The sequence below is a fragment of the Bacillus sp. LQ01 genome, assembly GCF_057624735.1.
In genome coordinates this window covers 2,249,446-2,268,275 of record NZ_JBYEZL010000001.1, presented here as the reverse complement: position 1 = coordinate 2,268,275, position 18,830 = coordinate 2,249,446, and the positions used below count along the sequence as shown (strand labels likewise).

The following is an 18,830-nucleotide window of genomic DNA, read 5'->3' as shown; positions in this document are numbered from 1 at the left end:
TGACATTTAGCAAGAGATAAAATAAGAGATGCTAGGGCAGCTAAGTACTTTTTTAGAAACCTTGCTTGTTTTTTACGATTTAAAACTGCTAAGGAGAGAGAAGTATGAGTGAATTGCATTTTATGAGTATAGAAGAATTAGATAATAAATTGAAAAAATCTGACAGTGGTATTTATTTCATTAAAGATTATAATGACAATATTATTTATGTAGGCAAGGCTTTTAGTATAAAAAGTAGAGTATTAGCTCATTTTAATAGTTATTCCAATATTGAGGAATATGTCCATTTATTTAATAAAGTAGCGTATCTCATTGAAGATAGTTTGTTAAAACGCTCATTGTTACAAGTTACTTATATGATTAAATATAAACCAGTATTAAACAAAGAAGTACAAAAAGAATTCCCAGAGTTGTATACTCAATACATTAAGCAGACAAATAAAAAATTTATGTTGTTAGAAATTGATGAAGCTAAAGAAAAAGGGGATGAGTTAAAGAATAAATTAGTAAAATTAGTGGGTGGAAAAACTATGTTTTATGACATAATTTCTCTGTTAAACAATGGATATAACTATCATGTCCTCGCAAAAGTATTGAACATAGAACTTCAAACTTTAATTATAATAAAAGAACACCGAAATAAATTCCCGATACCACATAATTATAAGAGGACAATAAAACATCAAGATATAATGTATGCTTTATCTGGAAAAAAGAATTTAAGTACTTCAAGGTTAAACACTTAACTTTAAAATAGTAAATTCGTTGCTTTTGTAGCTTTTATTGTTATATTGAAATGCAATGTACATTTGTGTTTCAAATTTAATTGGTGGAATAAGGGGAGGGAAAGGGTTCCTATAAAAATACTGGAATAAATTAGGTTGCTCATGCATAAATAGCATAATTAGGTACATGTTATTTATAAATATTCAAAGATGCGAAAGTAATACAAATGAAATTCTTATTTCTGCTACTACAAGTACTATTGAGCAAATGAAGTATGAAATTGCTTTTGAACTAGGAGTCACACTGGGACCTGATACATCACATCATCTGCAAATGGTTCGGATCGGTGGAGAGATTACAAAACGCTTAGTTCGAATGGCTGAAAAACAGTTAACAGGTCAATACAGAGTACACTAAGAAAATAATCCGTATATGTATATGGATTATTTTTCCTTTAATTTACAAAAAAATAAATTTTGAAATCGAAAAAACCTCTCAGATTCCTTTGTAATAAACTTTTTTAGTTGTATTAATGACATAGGTATCAAAAGATAATCAACCCGATACGAACGATGTATGGGCCCTTAAAAGAGTTTTGGTGTTATTTGTAATTTTAATTTCATAATACTTAAGCCGATATAATAAAATGTTTTATGTCTAAATTGATATAAAGTAATAATTATTAAGTGATATTTCTTTTTTATAGAATAAGTAAAAACTGATATTGTAGTAATTACTGTTTTGAGGTCAATTTACTGTGCACCTTAATTATTGAAGTTTTTTTGTTGATTAACAACTATTGTATTTGGAAATTAATAATAAGTTTATCCCGCTATTTGCCGGGCAGTAAGACCTCCACCTCAAAATTCAGCGGAAGCAAAGAAGTTAGGTGGGGGGCGGGCTGCCCGTAAAAGCCCGATTGGTGAGAGCTAATAATCAGTGGGGGATGAACAAAACCCCCACTGATTAAAGTTTCACTTTATGTGATGCGGTAATAAAACTATCTAGTTTGCTATTCTTAGTATTTGTAAAGTCTATATATTTTTCCTCTTTTGTGGAAAGTAAAACTATTGTTACGACCAGTAATATAGTGTCATGTTTTTGAATATTCCATTCGTTTTTTATTTTTAGTTGATGAAAAGACCTTTCTCTCAATTAAATATTTAATTGAGTACTTGAATTTCCTCCACCTTGTACTTTTCAAAGCATAGTGCTTCAAAAATAGCCGTATCGCTTTCATCTGTTTCCAATTTCACAACTTCTTTATTATCTTTTTCTAAAATTTGGAGCAAAATAGTTTTTCAGTTTCACATTTAAATTAGCAGTATTTATTTTTTGAATTCAATTTGTATAAATGATTGAATTGGAACTTTGACTGTTGTTTCTTACGGTGGTACAGTATCTCCTGTTACTTTCGCTTTATTTTAAATCTTTTTCCAGCTTGGTCCTCGCATTGACTACCACTGTATTTTGAAGTACTTCACTGTTTTCTCAAGTTCAATAATTATATTTTGTAGAATTAAGAAAAGAACTTAGTGTATTTCCTTTACTTATCTACTCTGATATTTAGATGCTAACTACAATTAAATAATATATGATTTTTATAAAAAAGATATAGTAATATTTTGTTGTGAATTGTACTAATTTGATATTTTATAGTATTATTTGTCGTGAATTATATATAACAAAATATATTTTATGGATCTATAAAGGAGAATGTAATGAATACTTCTATCGATATACAACACTTGTGTGATCTTGCACATAAAGCATTTAATGCCCCTGTACATATTTTATCTGCAGACAGAAAAATTTTATATCATTCTACATCTGATAATGTTTGTAGTCCTTTTTATTCTTCAAAAGAAGAACATCTTAGTGATATTTATCAAGAAAACGATCCCTGTAACTTGCCACTTTTTCGAAGCAACAACTATCTTGAAAATTTTGTTCTAATTCATATAGAAAATCATGATGATATTAAAGGGACTATTATAATCGGTCCTACTATACATTCAAAAGATTCAGATGATATGATCATAAAATTTCAGAAAGAATTTAAATCAAATGATAACATTCAAGAAAGACTTGCCTATTATCAGTGTTTATCTGAGATTAAAAAAACTACATTAATTGATATGGGAATTTTATTACATTACATGATTTTCAATGAAAAGTTAGATGTAGATATTGTCTTGGAAAAAAATAAAGTACTAGAGGAAACTCCTAATAAAAATGTGAAACCTGATTTATATATTTTAAAACGTCGACAAAATAAACCTAAAACGCACAATATGGCATTAGTAAATGATTTCTTTTCGACTATCAAAGAAGGAAATAAAAAAAAGTTAATACAGTATATGTATGCGGTTTCGCAAGAAGATGTTGAACTTATGCTAGTAGAGGATCCGCTCAGGAATCAAAAAAACCTTGGAATTATTGCGATTACCTTAGCCACTCGATATGCAATAGAAGGAAATCTGCCACCAGATATTGCTTTTGCCCATAGTATTTTATATATACAAACCCTAGAACAATTAGATAATGTAGCATCTGTAAAGCGATTATCAGGGGACGCTTTACGTACCTTTGCAGATCGTGTGAAAGAATACAATGCAAAAAAGTATTCTTACGCGGTTACTACATGTATAAAACATATTAATAAAAATGTTTACGATGGAATATCTCTGAATGAACTTGCTAATCATTTAGAAATTACGCCTACTTATCTGTCTAAACTATTTAAAAAAGAAATGGGAATTACTTTAAGCGAATATATTCAAAGGGAACGAGTGGAAGAAGCAAAGAAATTATTAACCCTCACTACTTATTCGTTATCAGATATCTGTGCTTGGCTTAACTTTAATGACCAAAGTTATTTTATAAGAGTTTTCAAAAAAATCACTAGCATGACTCCTAGGCAGTACCGTGAAAAATATACAATAATATAAGCTTGTTATTTGCTGTCTCCAATGTAAAGACTTAAACATGGGTGTAAGTATCCCAAAAGATGAAAATACTGGACTTATTACTCTAGAAAGAGTTTGTGATTTGTCTAGAAAAAGAACTTGTATTCAAATAGACGTATGAGATTAACCAGATATTATCTTGTTAGCGGAACAGTTTCAATTTTTAGGAGTTAGAAAAATAATGGAGAAACAAAGTATATCTATTTTTTTAATAACAATCATGTGCTGAATTTATCCCGCTATTTGCCGGGCAGTAAGACCTCCATCTAAAAATTCAGCGAAAGCAAAGAAGTTAGGTGGGGGGCGGGCTGCCCGTAAAAGCCCGATTGGTGTGGGCTAATAATCAGTGGGGATGAACAAAACCCCCACTGATTAAAGTTGCACTTTATCGGTATAGTTCTGAATCAGATAAACTAGTCTGATGTCAGCTCAAACAAATAGCTCTTGAAGACTTTATAAACACATATGTGAGTAAAAGCTCAATGGAAATCTTTGTACCATATTGTTAATTTGAAAAAATACACTAACCGTTATTTTGCTAAAGGGAATAAAAATACAGAAGGCTGCAAAGTGTTCCAAGGAAGCTTTGCAGCTTTTTTGTAATTTAAAACCTACGTTTATAACGAAGATAAGTTTATAGACTAATATCTTCATATTAGATATTTATTAATAATGATATTAGGATGTTTTGTAAAAAATCAACAATATAACATATATTACTAAATATATCTACATTTTATGCAATTATACATAACTAAATAAAGGTAAAAAAGTATAAAAAGACCTATTATATTATTCTATAAGTATTTTTTCTAAAATAAAATTTCTTGGCTGAGCTAAAATAGTTATTTTTAACCGTATACACATTAATTTGTAATCATTACAATTACAGAAATGAAATTTACAAATAACTATATTTATATAATTTTTTTCGGTTCATATTTTTATTTAACAGTAAATTATCGAGCTTAATCGACAAAATTTTTCTATTTACGCATTAAAAATTTAATGTTTTAATGAACAACATAACTGGTATGACCAGACAGAAAGGAGAAGGTTACGCTAATAGGAATTATAGTGAAGTTGTAAGTAACATTATGTCTTTAATAATTTTCTAAATAGTCAATTCGTTTACAAGAGGTCAAGAATCAAATTGGTAATAAACGTGTTCTAAGTTTCTGCGTAACAAAAGTGAAGTTATTCCGCAATAAAAGTATAAGCAATGTACAGTATAATTTCATCTTTTGTTGTCTAGTAAGGAGTTTGCTGACAAAACTAAGAGGGATATTATCAAATTGAAATTAAACAATGTTATGACAAGATTAACTGTAAGCATTGGTTTATTGATCCTCACGATTCTGTAAGTTAAACCGCAACTTTAGGAAAGAATTAATAATTTACTACTCATAAGGTGCCTGATTCAAATATAGTTAATAAATTTTTGTTATTTATATTTTAAAAAATAGAGTATCGAAATGAGAGATAAATAAAATCCTTATATCCTATTAGAAGTAAAAAACAACGATATTAACGTATCTGAAAGATTTCTCCTTCTTATCCAGTTTACAAAGAGAGCGGTCGTACAAGTTATATGAATTAAGTTATAAAAACAATGGTAAAGGAGTGTACGGAATGAAAACTAAAATAATGACAGGATTTTTAATAACATCCATTGTAACTGGAGCAACTATTCCTATCAATACTCTCGCAACACCAATCGTTCAAGCAGAAACTCAACAAGAAAACATGGATATTTCTTCATCATTACGAAAATTAGGTGCGCATTCCAAATTAGTCCAAACGTATATTGATCAATCTTTAATGAGTCCTAATGTACAGCTAGAGGAAGTCCCAGCTTTAAATACCAATCAATTCCTAATCAAACAAGATATGAAGGAATGGTCATCGGAACTCTATCCACAGTTAATTCTATTAAATTCAAAAAGTAAAGGATTTGTAACAAAATTTAATAGTTATTACCCGACATTAAAATCGTTTGTAGACAATAAAGAAGATAGAGAAGGGTTTTCGGATAGACTTGAAGTACTTCAAGAAATGGCTATGACGAATCAAGAAAATGCGCAACGACAAATCAATGAATTAACAGATCTTAAATTACAGCTTGATAAAAAATTAAAAGATTTTGATACTAATGTGGCAACTGCGCAAGGCATACTAAGTACAGATGGAACAGGAAAAATAGATCAGTTAAAAAATGAAATATTAAATACCAAAAAAGCAATTCAAAATGATTTACAGCAAATTGCATTAATACCAGGGGCTTTAAATGAACAGGGATTTGCTATATTCAAAGAAGTTTATAGTCTTTCAAAAGAAATTATTGAACCGGCTGCTCAAGCAGGGGTGGCAGCGTATAACAAAGGAAAAGAAATTAACAACTCTATTTTAGAAGCGGAGAAAAAAGCGGCGCAAGAAGCGACAGAACAAGGTAAAACTGCTCTAGAGATTGAAGCAGCAAAAAAAGCAGCTCGTGAAGCAATTGAGAAAAGCAAACAAGGTGAAATAGCAGCCGCAGCCGCAGCAAAAACACAAGAGTATGACCTGATGAAGGTCATTGATACCGAAAAGATTAAGAAAACATTTGGCGTTTTTGCTGAAGTAAATAAATTAACAGCAGAACAGCGAGCATATTTAGATGATTTAGAGAAACAAAATCAAAAAATATATGATTTAACAACGAAATTATCAATAGCTGATTTACAAAAATCAATGCTTCTTCTTACACAAAATGATTTGCATACGTTTGCAAATCAAGTAGATGTAGAACTGGATCTACTAAAGCGCTATAAAGAAGATTTAAATCTAATAAAAAATAGTATTACAAAATTATCCACTAATGTTGATACAACTAACGAGCAGTCTCAAAAAGATACATTAAGACAATTAAAAAATGTAATAAGTTACCTTGAAGAACAAGTATATAAATTTTAATATTGCGTTTTTTGGTAATTCATAAAGATTATAAGCATTTAGCGAAAGAAGGAGAATAGTCATGAAAAAATTTCCATTCAAAGTATTAACTTTAGCTACATTAGCAACAGTTATAACTGCTACTACCGGTAACACTATTCATGCATTTGCACAAGAAACGACCGCTCAAGAACAAAAAGTAGGCAATTATGCATTAGGCCCCGAAGGACTGAAGAAAGCATTAGCTGAAACAGGGTCTCATATTCTAGTAATGGATTTATACGCAAAAACAATGATTAAGCAACCAAATGTAAATTTATCTAATATCGATTTAGGCTCAGAGGGGGGAGAGTTGCTCAAAAATATTCACCTTAATCAAGAGCTGTCACGAATCAATGCGAATTACTGGTTAGATACAGCGAAGCCACAGATTCAAAAAACTGCTCGTAATATTGTAAATTACGATGAACAATTTCAAAATTATTACGACACATTAGTAGAAACTGTACAAAAGAAAGATAAGGCAGGTCTAAAAGAGGGTATAAATGATTTAATTACTACAATCAATACAAATTCAAAAGAAGTTACAGATGTGATTAAGATGCTACAAGACTTCAAAGGGAAACTATATCAAAATTCTACAGATTTTAAAAATAATGTTGGTGGTCCGGATGGGAAAGGTGGATTAACTGCAATATTAGCAGGTCAACAGGCAACGATTCCACAACTTCAAGCTGAAATTGAGCAACTTCGTTCTACTCAGAAAAAACATTTTGATGATGTATTAGCATGGTCAATTGGTGGTGGATTGGGAGCAGCTATTTTAGTTATTGCAGCTATTGGAGGAGCGGTAGTTATTGTTGTAACTGGCGGTACAGCAACACCGGCTGTTGTTGGTGGACTCTCGGCTCTTGGTGCAGCTGGTATCGGTCTAGGAACAGCGGCTGGTGTCACAGCATCTAAGCATATGGACTCCTATAATGAAATTTCTAACAAAATCGGAGAATTAAGTATGAAAGCAGATCGTGCTAATCAAGCAGTTCTTTCGCTTACTAACGCGAAAGAAACATTGGCATATCTATATCAGACTGTAGATCAAGCGATATTGTCTCTAACAAATATTCAAAAGCAATGGAATACAATGGGTGCAAATTATACAGATTTATTGGATAATATCGATTCTATGCAAGACCACAAATTCTCTTTAATACCAGATGATTTAAAAGCCGCTAAAGAAAGTTGGAATGATATTCATAAAGATGCAGAATTCATTTCAAAAGATATTGCTTTTAAACAGGAGTAGAACTGAAATTTAAAACCTAAATTGGAGGAAAATGAAATGATAAAAAAAATCCCTTACAAATTACTCGCTGTATCGACGTTATTAACTATTACAACTGCTAATGTAGTTTCACCAGTAACAACTTTTGCAAGTGAAATTGAACAAACGAACAATGAAGATACAGCACTTTCTGCAAATGAAGCGAGAATGAAAGAGACCTTGCAAAAGGCTGGATTATTTGCAAAATCTATGAATGCCTATTCTTATATGTTAATTAAGAATCCTGATGTGAATTTTGAGGGAATTACCATTAATGGGTATGTAGATTTACCTGGTAGAATCGTACAAGATCAAAAGAATGCAAGGGCACATGCCGTTACTTGGGATACGAAAGTAAAAAAACAGCTTTTAGATACATTGAATGGTATTGTTGAATACGATACAACATTTGATAATTATTATGAAACAATGATAGAGGCGATTAATACAGGGGATGGAGAAACTTTAAAAGAAGGGATTACAGATTTACGAGGTGAAATTCAACAAAACCAAAAGTATGCACAACAACTAATAGAAGAATTAACTAAATTAAGAGACTCTATTGGACACGATGTTAGAGCATTTGGAAGTAATAAAGAGCTCTTGCAGTCAATTTTAAAAAATCAAGGTGCAGATGTTGATGCCGATCAAAAGCGTCTAGAAGAAGTATTAGAATCAGTAAACTATTATAAACAATTAGAATCTGATGGGTTTAATGTAATGAAGGGTGCTATTTTGGGTCTACCAATAATTGGCGGTATCATAGTGGGAGTAGCAAGGGATAATTTAGGTAAGTTAGAGCCTTTATTAGCAGAATTACGTCAGACCGTGGATTATAAAGTAACCTTAAATCGTGTAGTTGGAGTTGCTTACAGTAATATTAATGAAATGCACAAGGCGCTTGATGATGCTATTAACGCTCTTACTTATATGTCCACACAGTGGCATGATTTAGATTCTCAATATTCGGGCGTTCTAGGGCATATTGAGAATGCAGCTCAAAAAGCCGATCAAAATAAATTTAAATTCTTAAAACCTAATTTAAATGCAGCGAAAGACAGTTGGAAAACATTACGAACAGATGCTGTTACATTAAAAGAAGGAATAAAGGAATTAAAAGTGGAAACTGTTACTCCACAAAAATAGGGAAATATTAATTCTGTTGTAAAGTGAACTAAAACATAGAAAGTCTATGATTACACTGTTAAACAGAAAAGTAATAATTAATAAATCCTTATATAACAGAAAGGCGGAGTCTCATTAAAGACTTCGCCTTTCAATTATATATAAGTATGATTCGAATAAAAAATAACCTTGTAGTTTAATTGCTTTTTTAAAATTTGCAACAGAATCGGTTAATTTGAAGCAGATTATATACATTTTCTTTAATACTTAATGATTTGAAGGCTGCTAAAGAAAGTTCAAACGATACTGATAAAAGATGTAGAACTCATTTTGAAAGACATCGCTTTTTAATAAGATTAGAACTTGAAACCATACCTTATATAGGAGGAATACGAAATGATGAAAAAAATCCCTCATAAACTACTCGCTGTATCAGCGTTTTTAACTATAACAACTACTTATGCAGTCATACCACTAGAAACTTTTGCAATTGAAATTGAACAAACGAACACTGAAAATATGTCTCTTTCAGCAAATGAAGAACAGATGAAAAAAGCTTTGCAAGATGCTGGTTTATTTGCAAAAGCTATGAATGAATATTCTTATTTGCTAATTAATAATCCAGATGTGAGTTTTGAAGGAATAACTATTAATGGAAATGCAGATTTACCTAGTAAAATTGTACAAGATCAAAAGAATGCAAGAGCACATGCTGTTACATGGAATACACAAGTAAAAAAACAGCTTTTTGATACATTGACAGGCATTATAGAATACGATACAAAATTTGAAAATTATTATGAAACCTTAGTAGAGGCGATCAATACTGGAAATGGAGATACTTTAAAAAAAGGGATTACAGATTTACAGGGAGGAATTCAACAAAATCAAAAGTCTGCAAAAGCATTAAAAGAAGAATTAATTCAATTAAAAAATGCTATTGGAGAAGATGTTAGAACATTTGGAAGTCATAAAGAGACATTGCAATCGATTTTAAAAAACCAAGGTGCTGATGTGGAGGCTGACCAAAAGCGTCTAGAGGACCTTTTAGGACAAGTAAAATATCAGAAAGACATAGAATCTAAGGGCTTAGACATGGTGAAAATCCCCTTTATTCCAACCTTGATTGCTGGTGGCATAATGATAGGTGATGCAAGAGGTAAGTTAGGTTGGCTAGAACCTGAATTAGCAAAATTGCGTCAGACTGTAGATTATAAAATAACATTGAATCGTGTAGTTGGAGTTGCATTTCATAATATTAGTGATATGCATAGTATGCTTGATAGTGCTATCACTGCTCTTACTTATATGTCTACGCAATGGGAGGATTTAGATTCTCAATATTCGGGTGTACTGGGACATATTGATAAAGCTGATCAAAAAGCTGATCAAAATAAATATAAATTCTTAACCCCTAGCTTGAATGCAGCGAAAAACAGTTGGAAAACATTAAAAACAGATGTTGTCACTTTGCAAGAAGGGATAAAAATTGCAGAGAAAAAAGAACAGGATTTTTTGAATCAGCTTCGTCCATCAAACGTTTTCTACTTTTATAAAAAAATTCATAACGCATACACTTTTGAAATAAAGACTGGAACAAATGCGCCAAATGCGTCTTATAAAGTTATGAATTTAACTAAAAACACTGTTCATAATATGTGGAGTGGAGGGGCTAATACTAACATGTGGGCTGATTGGCTTTCATTCAATCCAAATGATGAATTTGCGGTAGTAGCAGTAGTGGATGGTAAAGAATATGTTGTGTATAAAGACAAAGTACAAAATATAATGAACTGAATCTGAAAGTAACGAAGTAATTGGAGCTGGAGAATAAACTAGACACCAAGTTAATTGAAAAATTGCAATGGCATATATCTCCTTATATCCTAGAATAATTTGCTCAAGAAAAAGAATTTGTTCAGCGAAAAAGTAAATATTGAACCAAGGAGTTAGTTGTCTTATGTGTATGGTTTTACCGAAAGGTTTCAAGTACATTACTCATACAATTATGTAGTTATCCTGAAGCATCTACAGGTGTTCTTATCGACCTTGAAGAACTACTTAGCTTCCTAAGTTGAGTGATTTTATGCAAAATTAAGTGAACGTTTTTGTACATAGATTAGTTGACATTTATATAGTTTTTTTCCATTTTTAAAGATAGTTTTGTTTTTTATGTTATTTTTCAAAAATTACTGCTGAAATTTCTATATTCATCACTCAGCATATAATCATTGTTTGATGAAATGACATACCACGTCCCTTAGAGTTTCAGACATATTACGATAAATTAAAGAAAAAAGATAATAGTAGTCAACGGTTACTATTATCTTTTTTGAACTATTTTTCATTAAAATATCTCATCTGCTGTGCCCCTTATTTACTTTTCTAGATTTTATCCTAGTTTAAAATTTATGCATTTGAACTGTTTATACAATTTGTAGGATTTTTAGCTTTTTTGTCGAATACACTTAATGCAAGGAGGGACATTACATGATTATTAAAGATTATTTCATCAACCTTTCTATTTTTTCTTTATTAGTTAGCGCAGCAATATTTATTCAAGTGTTTACAATTAATTCTAGTCGATATTTTGAAAAGCTCTATGGAGGGATTATTGCAGTTACGTTAATGTTCTTTTCTTTTCCATACATGGGATTTTCCTACGATCTTCGAGTTGTTCCTCTTATTCTATCTTTTATTTACTTTGGTCGTATTGCTGGTTGGATTACGTTAATTAGCATAATTGTAATGCGTATCTTTTACACAGGAGGGTACTGGGAACCTCCTGTGATTGCTTATTTAGGTATGGGGATTCTATTTTCTACCTTTAAAACTTATTTTAAAAAACTACATCCTTTTAAAAGTGCATCGTTATATTTTTCTGTTTTTATTGGAATAAAGTGGTTAGTTGGCGTATTATTTAATACTACATTACTTTACACAGGAGGCTTATTATATATAGCGTTAGGGCTTTTAATTGGGCTATTTCTTATGGAAGCCTACCAGAGATTGTATTATTTAACACAGGACTTATCTAAAATGAATCGAGAATTAAAAAAATCGAAGCAAGAACTTGCAGATACCGTACATGAGCTTCAAGGAGGAATTTTTAAATTTAAAAAAGTGGGTAAGCACTTTATACACACTTTATGTGATGGACAGTTTTATTATCAAAACGGATTTTATTCTGAACAGGTGGTAGGAAAAAGCTTACGTACTATTGATGCTTCTATTGTTCCTCCACATTTAGTTCCACAATTGATGAAGTACTATCTTCAGGCATGGGAAGGAAAAGAAATTATATTTGAATTACCTTGGCCAAATGATAAAACTATTATTCTTATTGCGCTTAGGCCGATTAAACGAAATGGACAAGTTATTGAAGTTGTTGGTTCTACAGTTGATATAACCGAAAGGAAAAAGGTAGAATCAGAATTAAGCGCTACCAAAGAATTATTGGAATCATTTATAAAGCACAATCTAGATGCTATTACCATTTCTGATCGAGAAGGGCATATTTTACAAGCGAATAAAGCTTATGAAAAGATATTTGGGTGGTCATCACAAGAAATCATAGGTAAGAGATTACCTTGTGTACCAGATTTTTTAATGGAAGAATCGCTTAAAAATATTCAGAAAATTCTAACAGGCGAATCTGTGGTTACTAGATTAGAAACTGTTAGACAAAGGAGCGATGGGAGTCTTCTTGATGTCAGTCTGACAGTTTCTCCTATACTAGATGTAAGAGGAAATGTGATAGCTTTATCAGCAATATGTAGAGACATCTCTGAAAGAAAACAAGCAGAAAGAGAACGACATCGATTACACCAGCAATTAAGAGATAGTGAAATGAAGTACCGTGCACTAATTGAACAAGCAACTGATGCGGTATATGTAGTAGAGCTGAATGAAGATAATGCTCCAAGTCGATTTATTGAGGTAAACCCTGTTGGGTGTAGAAGATTTGGATATAGTAGAGAAGAGTTGCTCTCATTATCATTTTCAAATATAGTACCACAAGATTCTCAAATAATCGTAAGGTTATTAGAAAAAATTAAAAAGGGACAAACTTCCTTCACTTTGCAAGATGAATATGTTTTTCCAACAGGAAAAGTAATAACAACTGAGTTTAGTGTTCGTGTTTTTAACTTAAATGGTAAAAAAGTTTTCCTAAGTATTTCTCGTGATATCACTGAACGGCTAAAAACAGAAGAATTATTACGAAAATCTGAAAAACTTGCTGTTGTAGGACAATTAGCGACTGTAATGGCTCATGAGATTAATAATCCATTAACTGCAATGAAAGGGTTCATGCAATTACTAAAATCAACGGAAAATGAAAATAATCAAGGTTATATAAATATAGTATCGTCAGAGATTGAGCGTATAGAGAGTATTACAACTGAATTTATGGCGGTAGCCAAACCACAGGTGGTAAAAATAAAACCTAATGATATTAGTGTGCTAATGGATCAAGTTTTAATGCTACTACAACCTCAAGCAATGATGAATAATATAAAAATTAGAATCGATCTTAACCCTGGTATTCCATTGATTTCATGTGAAGGAAATCAATTAAAGCAAGTATTTGTTAATATATTAAAAAATGCAATTGAATCTATGCCGATGGGAGGAGAAATTCTCATTCAATTAAATATACTTGATAATAATCAATTAAGTATTCGTTTTATCGATCAAGGGTGTGGGATTCCAAAAGAACGTATACCATACCTTGGAGAACCTTTTTATAGTATTAAAGAAGAGGGGATTGGCTTAGGGTTAATGATCTGTTATAAAATCATTGAAACACATCAGGGAAAGGTATTTATTGAGAGTGAAGTGAATAAGGGAACTACAGTTGAAGTCACTCTCCCTATTTGTACACTTCAAAATTAATATGTTCTTTTACTGAAATTTTTTAAGAAACCATACAGAATGTAATGATAATGTTACTTAATGAAATAATAAAGAGAAGAACACTGGTAAATGTACCCTATAGAATAGACACTTGAAAAAGCCTGTTATAAAAACATCCTTTCTTTAGAACCAAAAGAAAGGATGTTTTTAATATTGTAATTTTTCTTGGGGATATTTCAAATTTTTACTTGTAATACATTTTTTAACTAATTTTGGTTAAGTTAGTTAAAAAGGCATTATTTTTAATGAGCATATTGACATATAAATATCCCTCATTTTTAAAATAGAAATTTCTAAAAACTATATATAGGTTCTTTTTGAAAGGAAGGGTATTATCAATTGAAACCACATGAAAAAGTACCTGTTCACTCTATAAAATCTTTGCAGGAATTAATGCAATTACTAAAAAAATCTAAAGATTTTATAACGTTGGAGATCGCTTCAAACAAATCCTCTATAGTCATTTCATATTTTAGAACCTTAATCGATGTAAATATATTTCATGAAGAGGTTTTAACTTATATAAAAGAGAAGAGCTGCGATTCATTACAAGATATTCGGTCTGTCTTACCCTTTGAAAATTCAAAAATAACAAATCAAATTGAAGATATTCAGGATAGTATTTTAAATGGCTATATACTTATTCAGTTCGATACAGATAAACTAAATTGTTTGTTAGTAAATGTGTCAAAGAAAGAAAAAAGGGATATTACAAAAGCTGAAATTGAATACAATATTGTGGGTCCGCAAATCGCATTTGTCGAAGATTTAGATGTAAATTTAAATTTAGTACGTAGAAAGCTCCCAACACCTTATTTACAAATGAAGGAATTGAAAGTAGGCTCTCTCTCTAACACAACTGTTGCGATTGTATTTATTGAGGGAATTGTAAATGATCAAAATCTACAAGAAATTATAAAAAGGGTAAGTCAAATAAAAACAGACCATGTTTTGGATAGTACTTATTTGATGCAGTTAATTGCAGACAACCCGAATTCTATATTCCCTCAATTTTTGAATACAGAACGTCCGGACCGTGTGGCAGCTGTATTAGCAGAAGGGAAAATTGCACTTTTTGTAGATGGCTCGCCTTATGCCATCACTCTTCCAACAACATTAATTGATTTTTTTTCTACGACAGAAGATTACACCATGCCTTGGATTATAGCCTCTTTTTTTCGTCTATTAAGGCTTTTTGCTTTTATATTTTCTGTCTTAACGACGCCATTATATGTCTCGATCTTAACATATCATTACGAGCTTATCCCAAAAGAACTTCTTGAAACGTTAATCATATCGAGAAGTAAAGTACCTTTTCCTCCATTAATTGAAGCACTTTTTTTAGAAATAACGATTGAATTACTGAGAGAAGCAGGGGCACGTTTACCAACTAAAGTGGGTTTAACTGTCGGTATCGTAGGTGGTATTGTAATTGGACAAGCATCGGTAGAAGCAAGTCTTACAAGTAACGTACTTATTATCATTGTTGCACTTTCAGCTCTTAGTTCATTTACAGCACCAATATATCGAATTGGTAATACAATTCGAGTAATTCGTTTTCCTTTTATAATATCTGCACACCTATTGGGCTTATTAGGAATTGTTTTAACAAGTTCTTTCCTTTTAGTACGCTTATTACGTACAGAATCATTAAGACGTCCTTATTTGTTCCCTTTTTATCCTACACGTCCTACAGATTGGAAAGACAGCATTATACGTATGCCAATCTCAGCGATGTTTCGACGTCCTATTTTTTCAAGGTCTAAACAGCGTTTTCGCTTTAATCCAGAAGAGGTAGAGAAAAATAAAATCATATCACGAAATGATTTTGATGATTGAATTTAACAGGGAGGAGCATTATGAAACAGATCCCAATTGAGTATCAAGTCTCGCCATATATGGTATTTTTTTTAATTATTACTATACAGTTGGGAGTTGGTATGCTTGGTTTTGAAAGGATTAGTGCAAAATTAGTTGGAAATGATGCGTGGATTAGCACGCTACTTTTTGGAATATCTGTTAATGTTATGATTTGGATCATATATCAGATTTTAAATCAGGGTAATGGAGACATCATTGCAATCAATCAAAACGTACTTGGAAAATGGATTGGTGGATTGCTCAACTTCATTTTTTTATCCTATATTGTATTGTTAGGTGCAACAACACTACATACTTATATCGAAGTAGTACATGTTTGGATGTTTCCTTCAATTTCATCTTGGGTTATAGCAGGGGCTTTTTTGGGTCTATGTTATTACATTGTTACTGGAGGATTTCGTGTAGTTGCCGGAATCGGCTTCTTTGGAATCGTTATCCCAAGCATTCTAATCTTCACATTTTTTTATCCTTTGCAGTATGCAGATTTCCAGAATTTATTTCCAATTGCACAGCATTCATTCCTAGAAATTATGAAAGGAATGAAAGGAAATATGTTTAGTTTTTTTGGATTTGAAATGTTATTGCTGTACTACCCATTTATTAAAAAGGCAAAAACGTCTCAAAAATATGCGCACTATGCAAATTTAGTAACGACTATTGTCTACACATACCTTATGATTTTAACTCTTGCATTTTTTAGTGAAAAACAACTAGCGAGTGCGATATGGGCATATTTAAGCATGATTAAAATTATACAATTTCCCTTTATAGAGCGGTTTGAATACATTATTGTTTCTGTTTGGGCTTTTTTTATATTACCCAATGTTTCCTTTACATTATGGGGAGTAAGTCGTGGTATAAAAGAGGCACTGGGAATAAAGCAAAAATATGTTTTGCCAGTTATCATCCTATTCATCTTTGTTTTATCATTTTTCTTGAATAATCGTAATAAAATTAACTTATTAAATACTTGGACAGGTCAAATGGGCTTTGTATATATATATGTATACCTACCTGTACTATGGCTAATTCAAACGGCTAAAATAAAGTTAAGGAGATAAACATGAAGCGATGGATACTTTTCCTTATATTAAGTGTCTTCTTAATAGGTTGTGCTAAAACGAAAATTGTGGATGACATTGACTTAGTTCAAGTTGCGGCATATGATACCGAAGCAGAAGGTAAGCTAAAAGGAACCTTTGCGATTTCAGCTTATAAAGGAGGCGGGGAAGGTGAAACAAAAATCTATTCAGCATCAGGCCAGACTGGTAGAGAAGTTCTTGCAAGAGCATCCGAAAAATCTTCTGGACCTCTAGAGTTGGGGCAATTGCGTGTTATTATATTTAATGAAAAAATAATTGAAAAGGGAATGCAGGAAATTTTAGAGACTTTGAACCGAAATCCTAGTGTAGGAAATGCAATTTATTTAGCAATTACAAATGTAAAAGGGGAATCACTATTAAAGGGGGACTATTCTAAAGAAAAAGAAATTGCTTCCTATCTATCCTCTTTACTGGAGCAAAATATGGACAATGGAACGCAGCCCAAAACAAATTTTTTTATGTTTTTAAACCAACTTAATGATGATGCGAGAGATTCCTATTTACCGATAATATCTAAAAAAGGTAACGTGTTGGAGTTAGATGGAATAGCACTTTTTAAAAGATGTAAAATGGTTGATAAAGTGAACCCTAAAGATTTATTTGTATTTAAATTGTTGACAGATAATTTTAAACAAGGTACATACCAATTCAAACTACCTGGTTCTTCAAATACTTACGCTACGATAGAGAATATAAAAGCTAGAACAAAATATAAGATGGAGGGGAATAGTAAGCATCCATTCGTAAATGCTCATATTCAAGTTAAAGCTGAAATTCAAGAATTTACAAAAACAAAAAATCTAGATAATCCTAAAGAAATAAAAAAATTAGAAAAAATTATGGAAAAAGAAATAGAAAAAAAAGCAACTACATTGATAAAGAGATTTATTAAAAAAGACACAGATCCTATAGGACTTAGAAAGCTTGGTAGAACTCACGTAAGAAAATGGAACAGTCAAGAATGGGAAGAATCCTATAAAGATTTACGTTTTCGTGTAACAGCTGATGTAAGAGTAACCCAATCTGGTGTCACAGAATAAATCAAATAAGATATGGGAAATTTTAATAAAAAATATAGTCTCGCAGGAGATTAGGGAGAAGAGAAACGATTAACAAAGAATTTCATAAACATTAAGATGCTTTGTTAATCGTTTTTATACCTGTAGCTTTATCACTTATAGTAATCATAATTATAATAAAAGAACAACGAAACAAATTCCCGATACCACATAATTATAAGAGGACAATAAAGCATCAAGATATAATGTATGCTTTGTCTGGAAAAAAGAATTAAGTACTTCAAGGTTAAATACTTAACTTTAAAATAGTAAATTCGTTGCTTGTAGCACTTCAACTAGACTGTGTCCCCGAAAGTTAGAAAGGTCGGTTTGTTAAGTAGCCTCTAGGGAATGAGCCTAGTACAATACCGGATTCATTCCCTTTTATTTTTCCTTGATTCTTTCATGATTATAGTACTTTATATACTTTGCTAATTCTTGTTTGAATTCTGTTATACTTTCAAATTCTCTCGATACAGAAATAGACATACAAAAACGCCATTCTTTCTTATAAATCTACAGAAAGAATGGCGTATTCTTCAAAAGTGAGTTCCTTTATTGAAAAGCTTTAGTTCTATATGACAGATAAAAGGGCAAGCAACGCTAAAATAGCGAGAAGTCCTTGTTTCATGATAATTGATTTATTGGATGTGAGACCTCCGAAAATAGCTGCTACCCCACACAAATGATGAAAAATAATTGAATCATATAACCAATGGGATTGTTTCCAAGTATAAGTCCCCAAATGAGGCCAGCTGCTAAGAATCCATTATATAAACCGTTTACAAATTAATTGTCT

General features: G+C 31.3%; 12 protein-coding genes and 3 pseudogenes. 12 read left to right on the top strand and 3 right to left on the bottom strand.

From position 1 onward, the window contains the following. Positions 1 to 104 precede the first annotated feature (104 nt). The gene (locus tag AC22L0_RS11840; RefSeq protein WP_087965159.1) at positions 105 to 746 is read left to right on the top strand and encodes a GIY-YIG nuclease family protein; all 642 of its coding nucleotides are present in this window, start codon (positions 105 to 107) and stop codon (positions 744 to 746) included. A gap of 166 nt (positions 747 to 912) precedes the next feature. Next, entirely contained in the window at positions 913 to 1,143 is a 231-nt protein-coding gene (locus tag AC22L0_RS11835; RefSeq protein ID WP_000897397.1) for an alpha/beta-type small acid-soluble spore protein, read from the top strand. 746 nt (positions 1,144 to 1,889) lie between these two features. Here AC22L0_RS11835 and AC22L0_RS11830 read toward each other — a convergent pair. After that, on the bottom strand, positions 1,890 to 2,018 hold the full coding sequence (locus AC22L0_RS11830) for a hypothetical protein (protein ID WP_000939299.1): 129 nt from the start codon (positions 2,016 to 2,018) through the stop codon (positions 1,890 to 1,892). 429 nt (positions 2,019 to 2,447) lie between these two features. Between AC22L0_RS11830 and AC22L0_RS11825 the strand changes: the two genes are divergently transcribed. The 10 genes and pseudogenes from AC22L0_RS11825 to AC22L0_RS11780 all read left to right on the top strand — a co-directional run. Next, positions 2,448 to 3,677: a helix-turn-helix domain-containing protein gene (locus tag AC22L0_RS11825; RefSeq protein ID WP_087875534.1), complete on the top strand. Its 1,230-nt coding sequence runs from the start codon at positions 2,448 to 2,450 to the stop codon at positions 3,675 to 3,677. Between the two features lie 1,650 nt (positions 3,678 to 5,327). Then, on the top strand, positions 5,328 to 6,647 hold the full coding sequence (gene hblC, locus AC22L0_RS11820) for a hemolytic enterotoxin HBL lytic component L2 (RefSeq protein ID WP_000850227.1): 1,320 nt from the start codon (positions 5,328 to 5,330) through the stop codon (positions 6,645 to 6,647). Positions 6,648 to 6,708: 61 nt separating this feature from the next. Then, positions 6,709 to 7,929 (top strand): hemolytic enterotoxin HBL lytic component L1, encoded by a 1,221-nt coding sequence (gene hblD, locus AC22L0_RS11815; RefSeq protein WP_000714435.1) that lies wholly within the window; start codon positions 6,709 to 6,711, stop codon positions 7,927 to 7,929. Positions 7,930 to 7,965: 36 nt separating this feature from the next. Continuing rightward, positions 7,966 to 9,093, top strand: a complete 1,128-nt coding sequence (gene hblA / locus AC22L0_RS11810; protein ID WP_487272271.1) for a hemolysin BL binding component B — start codon at positions 7,966 to 7,968, stop codon at positions 9,091 to 9,093. 375 nt (positions 9,094 to 9,468) lie between these two features. After that, complete coding sequence (hblB, locus tag AC22L0_RS11805) at positions 9,469 to 10,869, top strand: hemolysin BL regulatory component HblB (RefSeq protein WP_000976141.1); 1,401 nt, start codon at positions 9,469 to 9,471, stop codon at positions 10,867 to 10,869. Positions 10,870 to 11,562: 693 nt separating this feature from the next. After that, on the top strand, positions 11,563 to 13,968 hold the full coding sequence (locus AC22L0_RS11800; protein ID WP_087965164.1) for a PAS domain S-box protein: 2,406 nt from the start codon (positions 11,563 to 11,565) through the stop codon (positions 13,966 to 13,968). Positions 13,969 to 14,328: 360 nt separating this feature from the next. Then, positions 14,329 to 15,828 carry a spore germination protein gene (locus AC22L0_RS11795; RefSeq protein ID WP_000802290.1) on the top strand — a complete coding sequence of 500 codons (1,500 nt, stop codon included), beginning with the start codon at positions 14,329 to 14,331 and terminating at the stop codon, positions 15,826 to 15,828. A 20-nt stretch (positions 15,829 to 15,848) separates the two neighbouring features. Next, positions 15,849 to 16,931 carry a GerAB/ArcD/ProY family transporter gene (locus AC22L0_RS11790; RefSeq protein WP_000809694.1) on the top strand — a complete coding sequence of 361 codons (1,083 nt, stop codon included), beginning with the start codon at positions 15,849 to 15,851 and terminating at the stop codon, positions 16,929 to 16,931. A gap of 2 nt (positions 16,932 to 16,933) precedes the next feature. Beyond that, on the top strand, positions 16,934 to 18,013 hold the full coding sequence (locus tag AC22L0_RS11785) for a Ger(x)C family spore germination protein (protein WP_087965166.1): 1,080 nt from the start codon (positions 16,934 to 16,936) through the stop codon (positions 18,011 to 18,013). A 146-nt stretch (positions 18,014 to 18,159) separates the two neighbouring features. Beyond that, positions 18,160 to 18,290 (top strand): annotated as a pseudogene (locus tag AC22L0_RS11780) (excinuclease ABC subunit C); the annotation flags it as partial. 125 nt (positions 18,291 to 18,415) lie between these two features. On the opposite strand, the pseudogene AC22L0_RS11775 reads toward AC22L0_RS11780, so the two are convergent. Further along, positions 18,416 to 18,502 (bottom strand): annotated as a pseudogene (locus AC22L0_RS11775) (IS3 family transposase); the annotation flags it as partial. A gap of 103 nt (positions 18,503 to 18,605) precedes the next feature. Then, positions 18,606 to 18,811, bottom strand: a pseudogene (locus AC22L0_RS11770) (DUF1304 domain-containing protein); the annotation flags it as partial. Positions 18,812 to 18,830 lie beyond the last annotated feature (19 nt).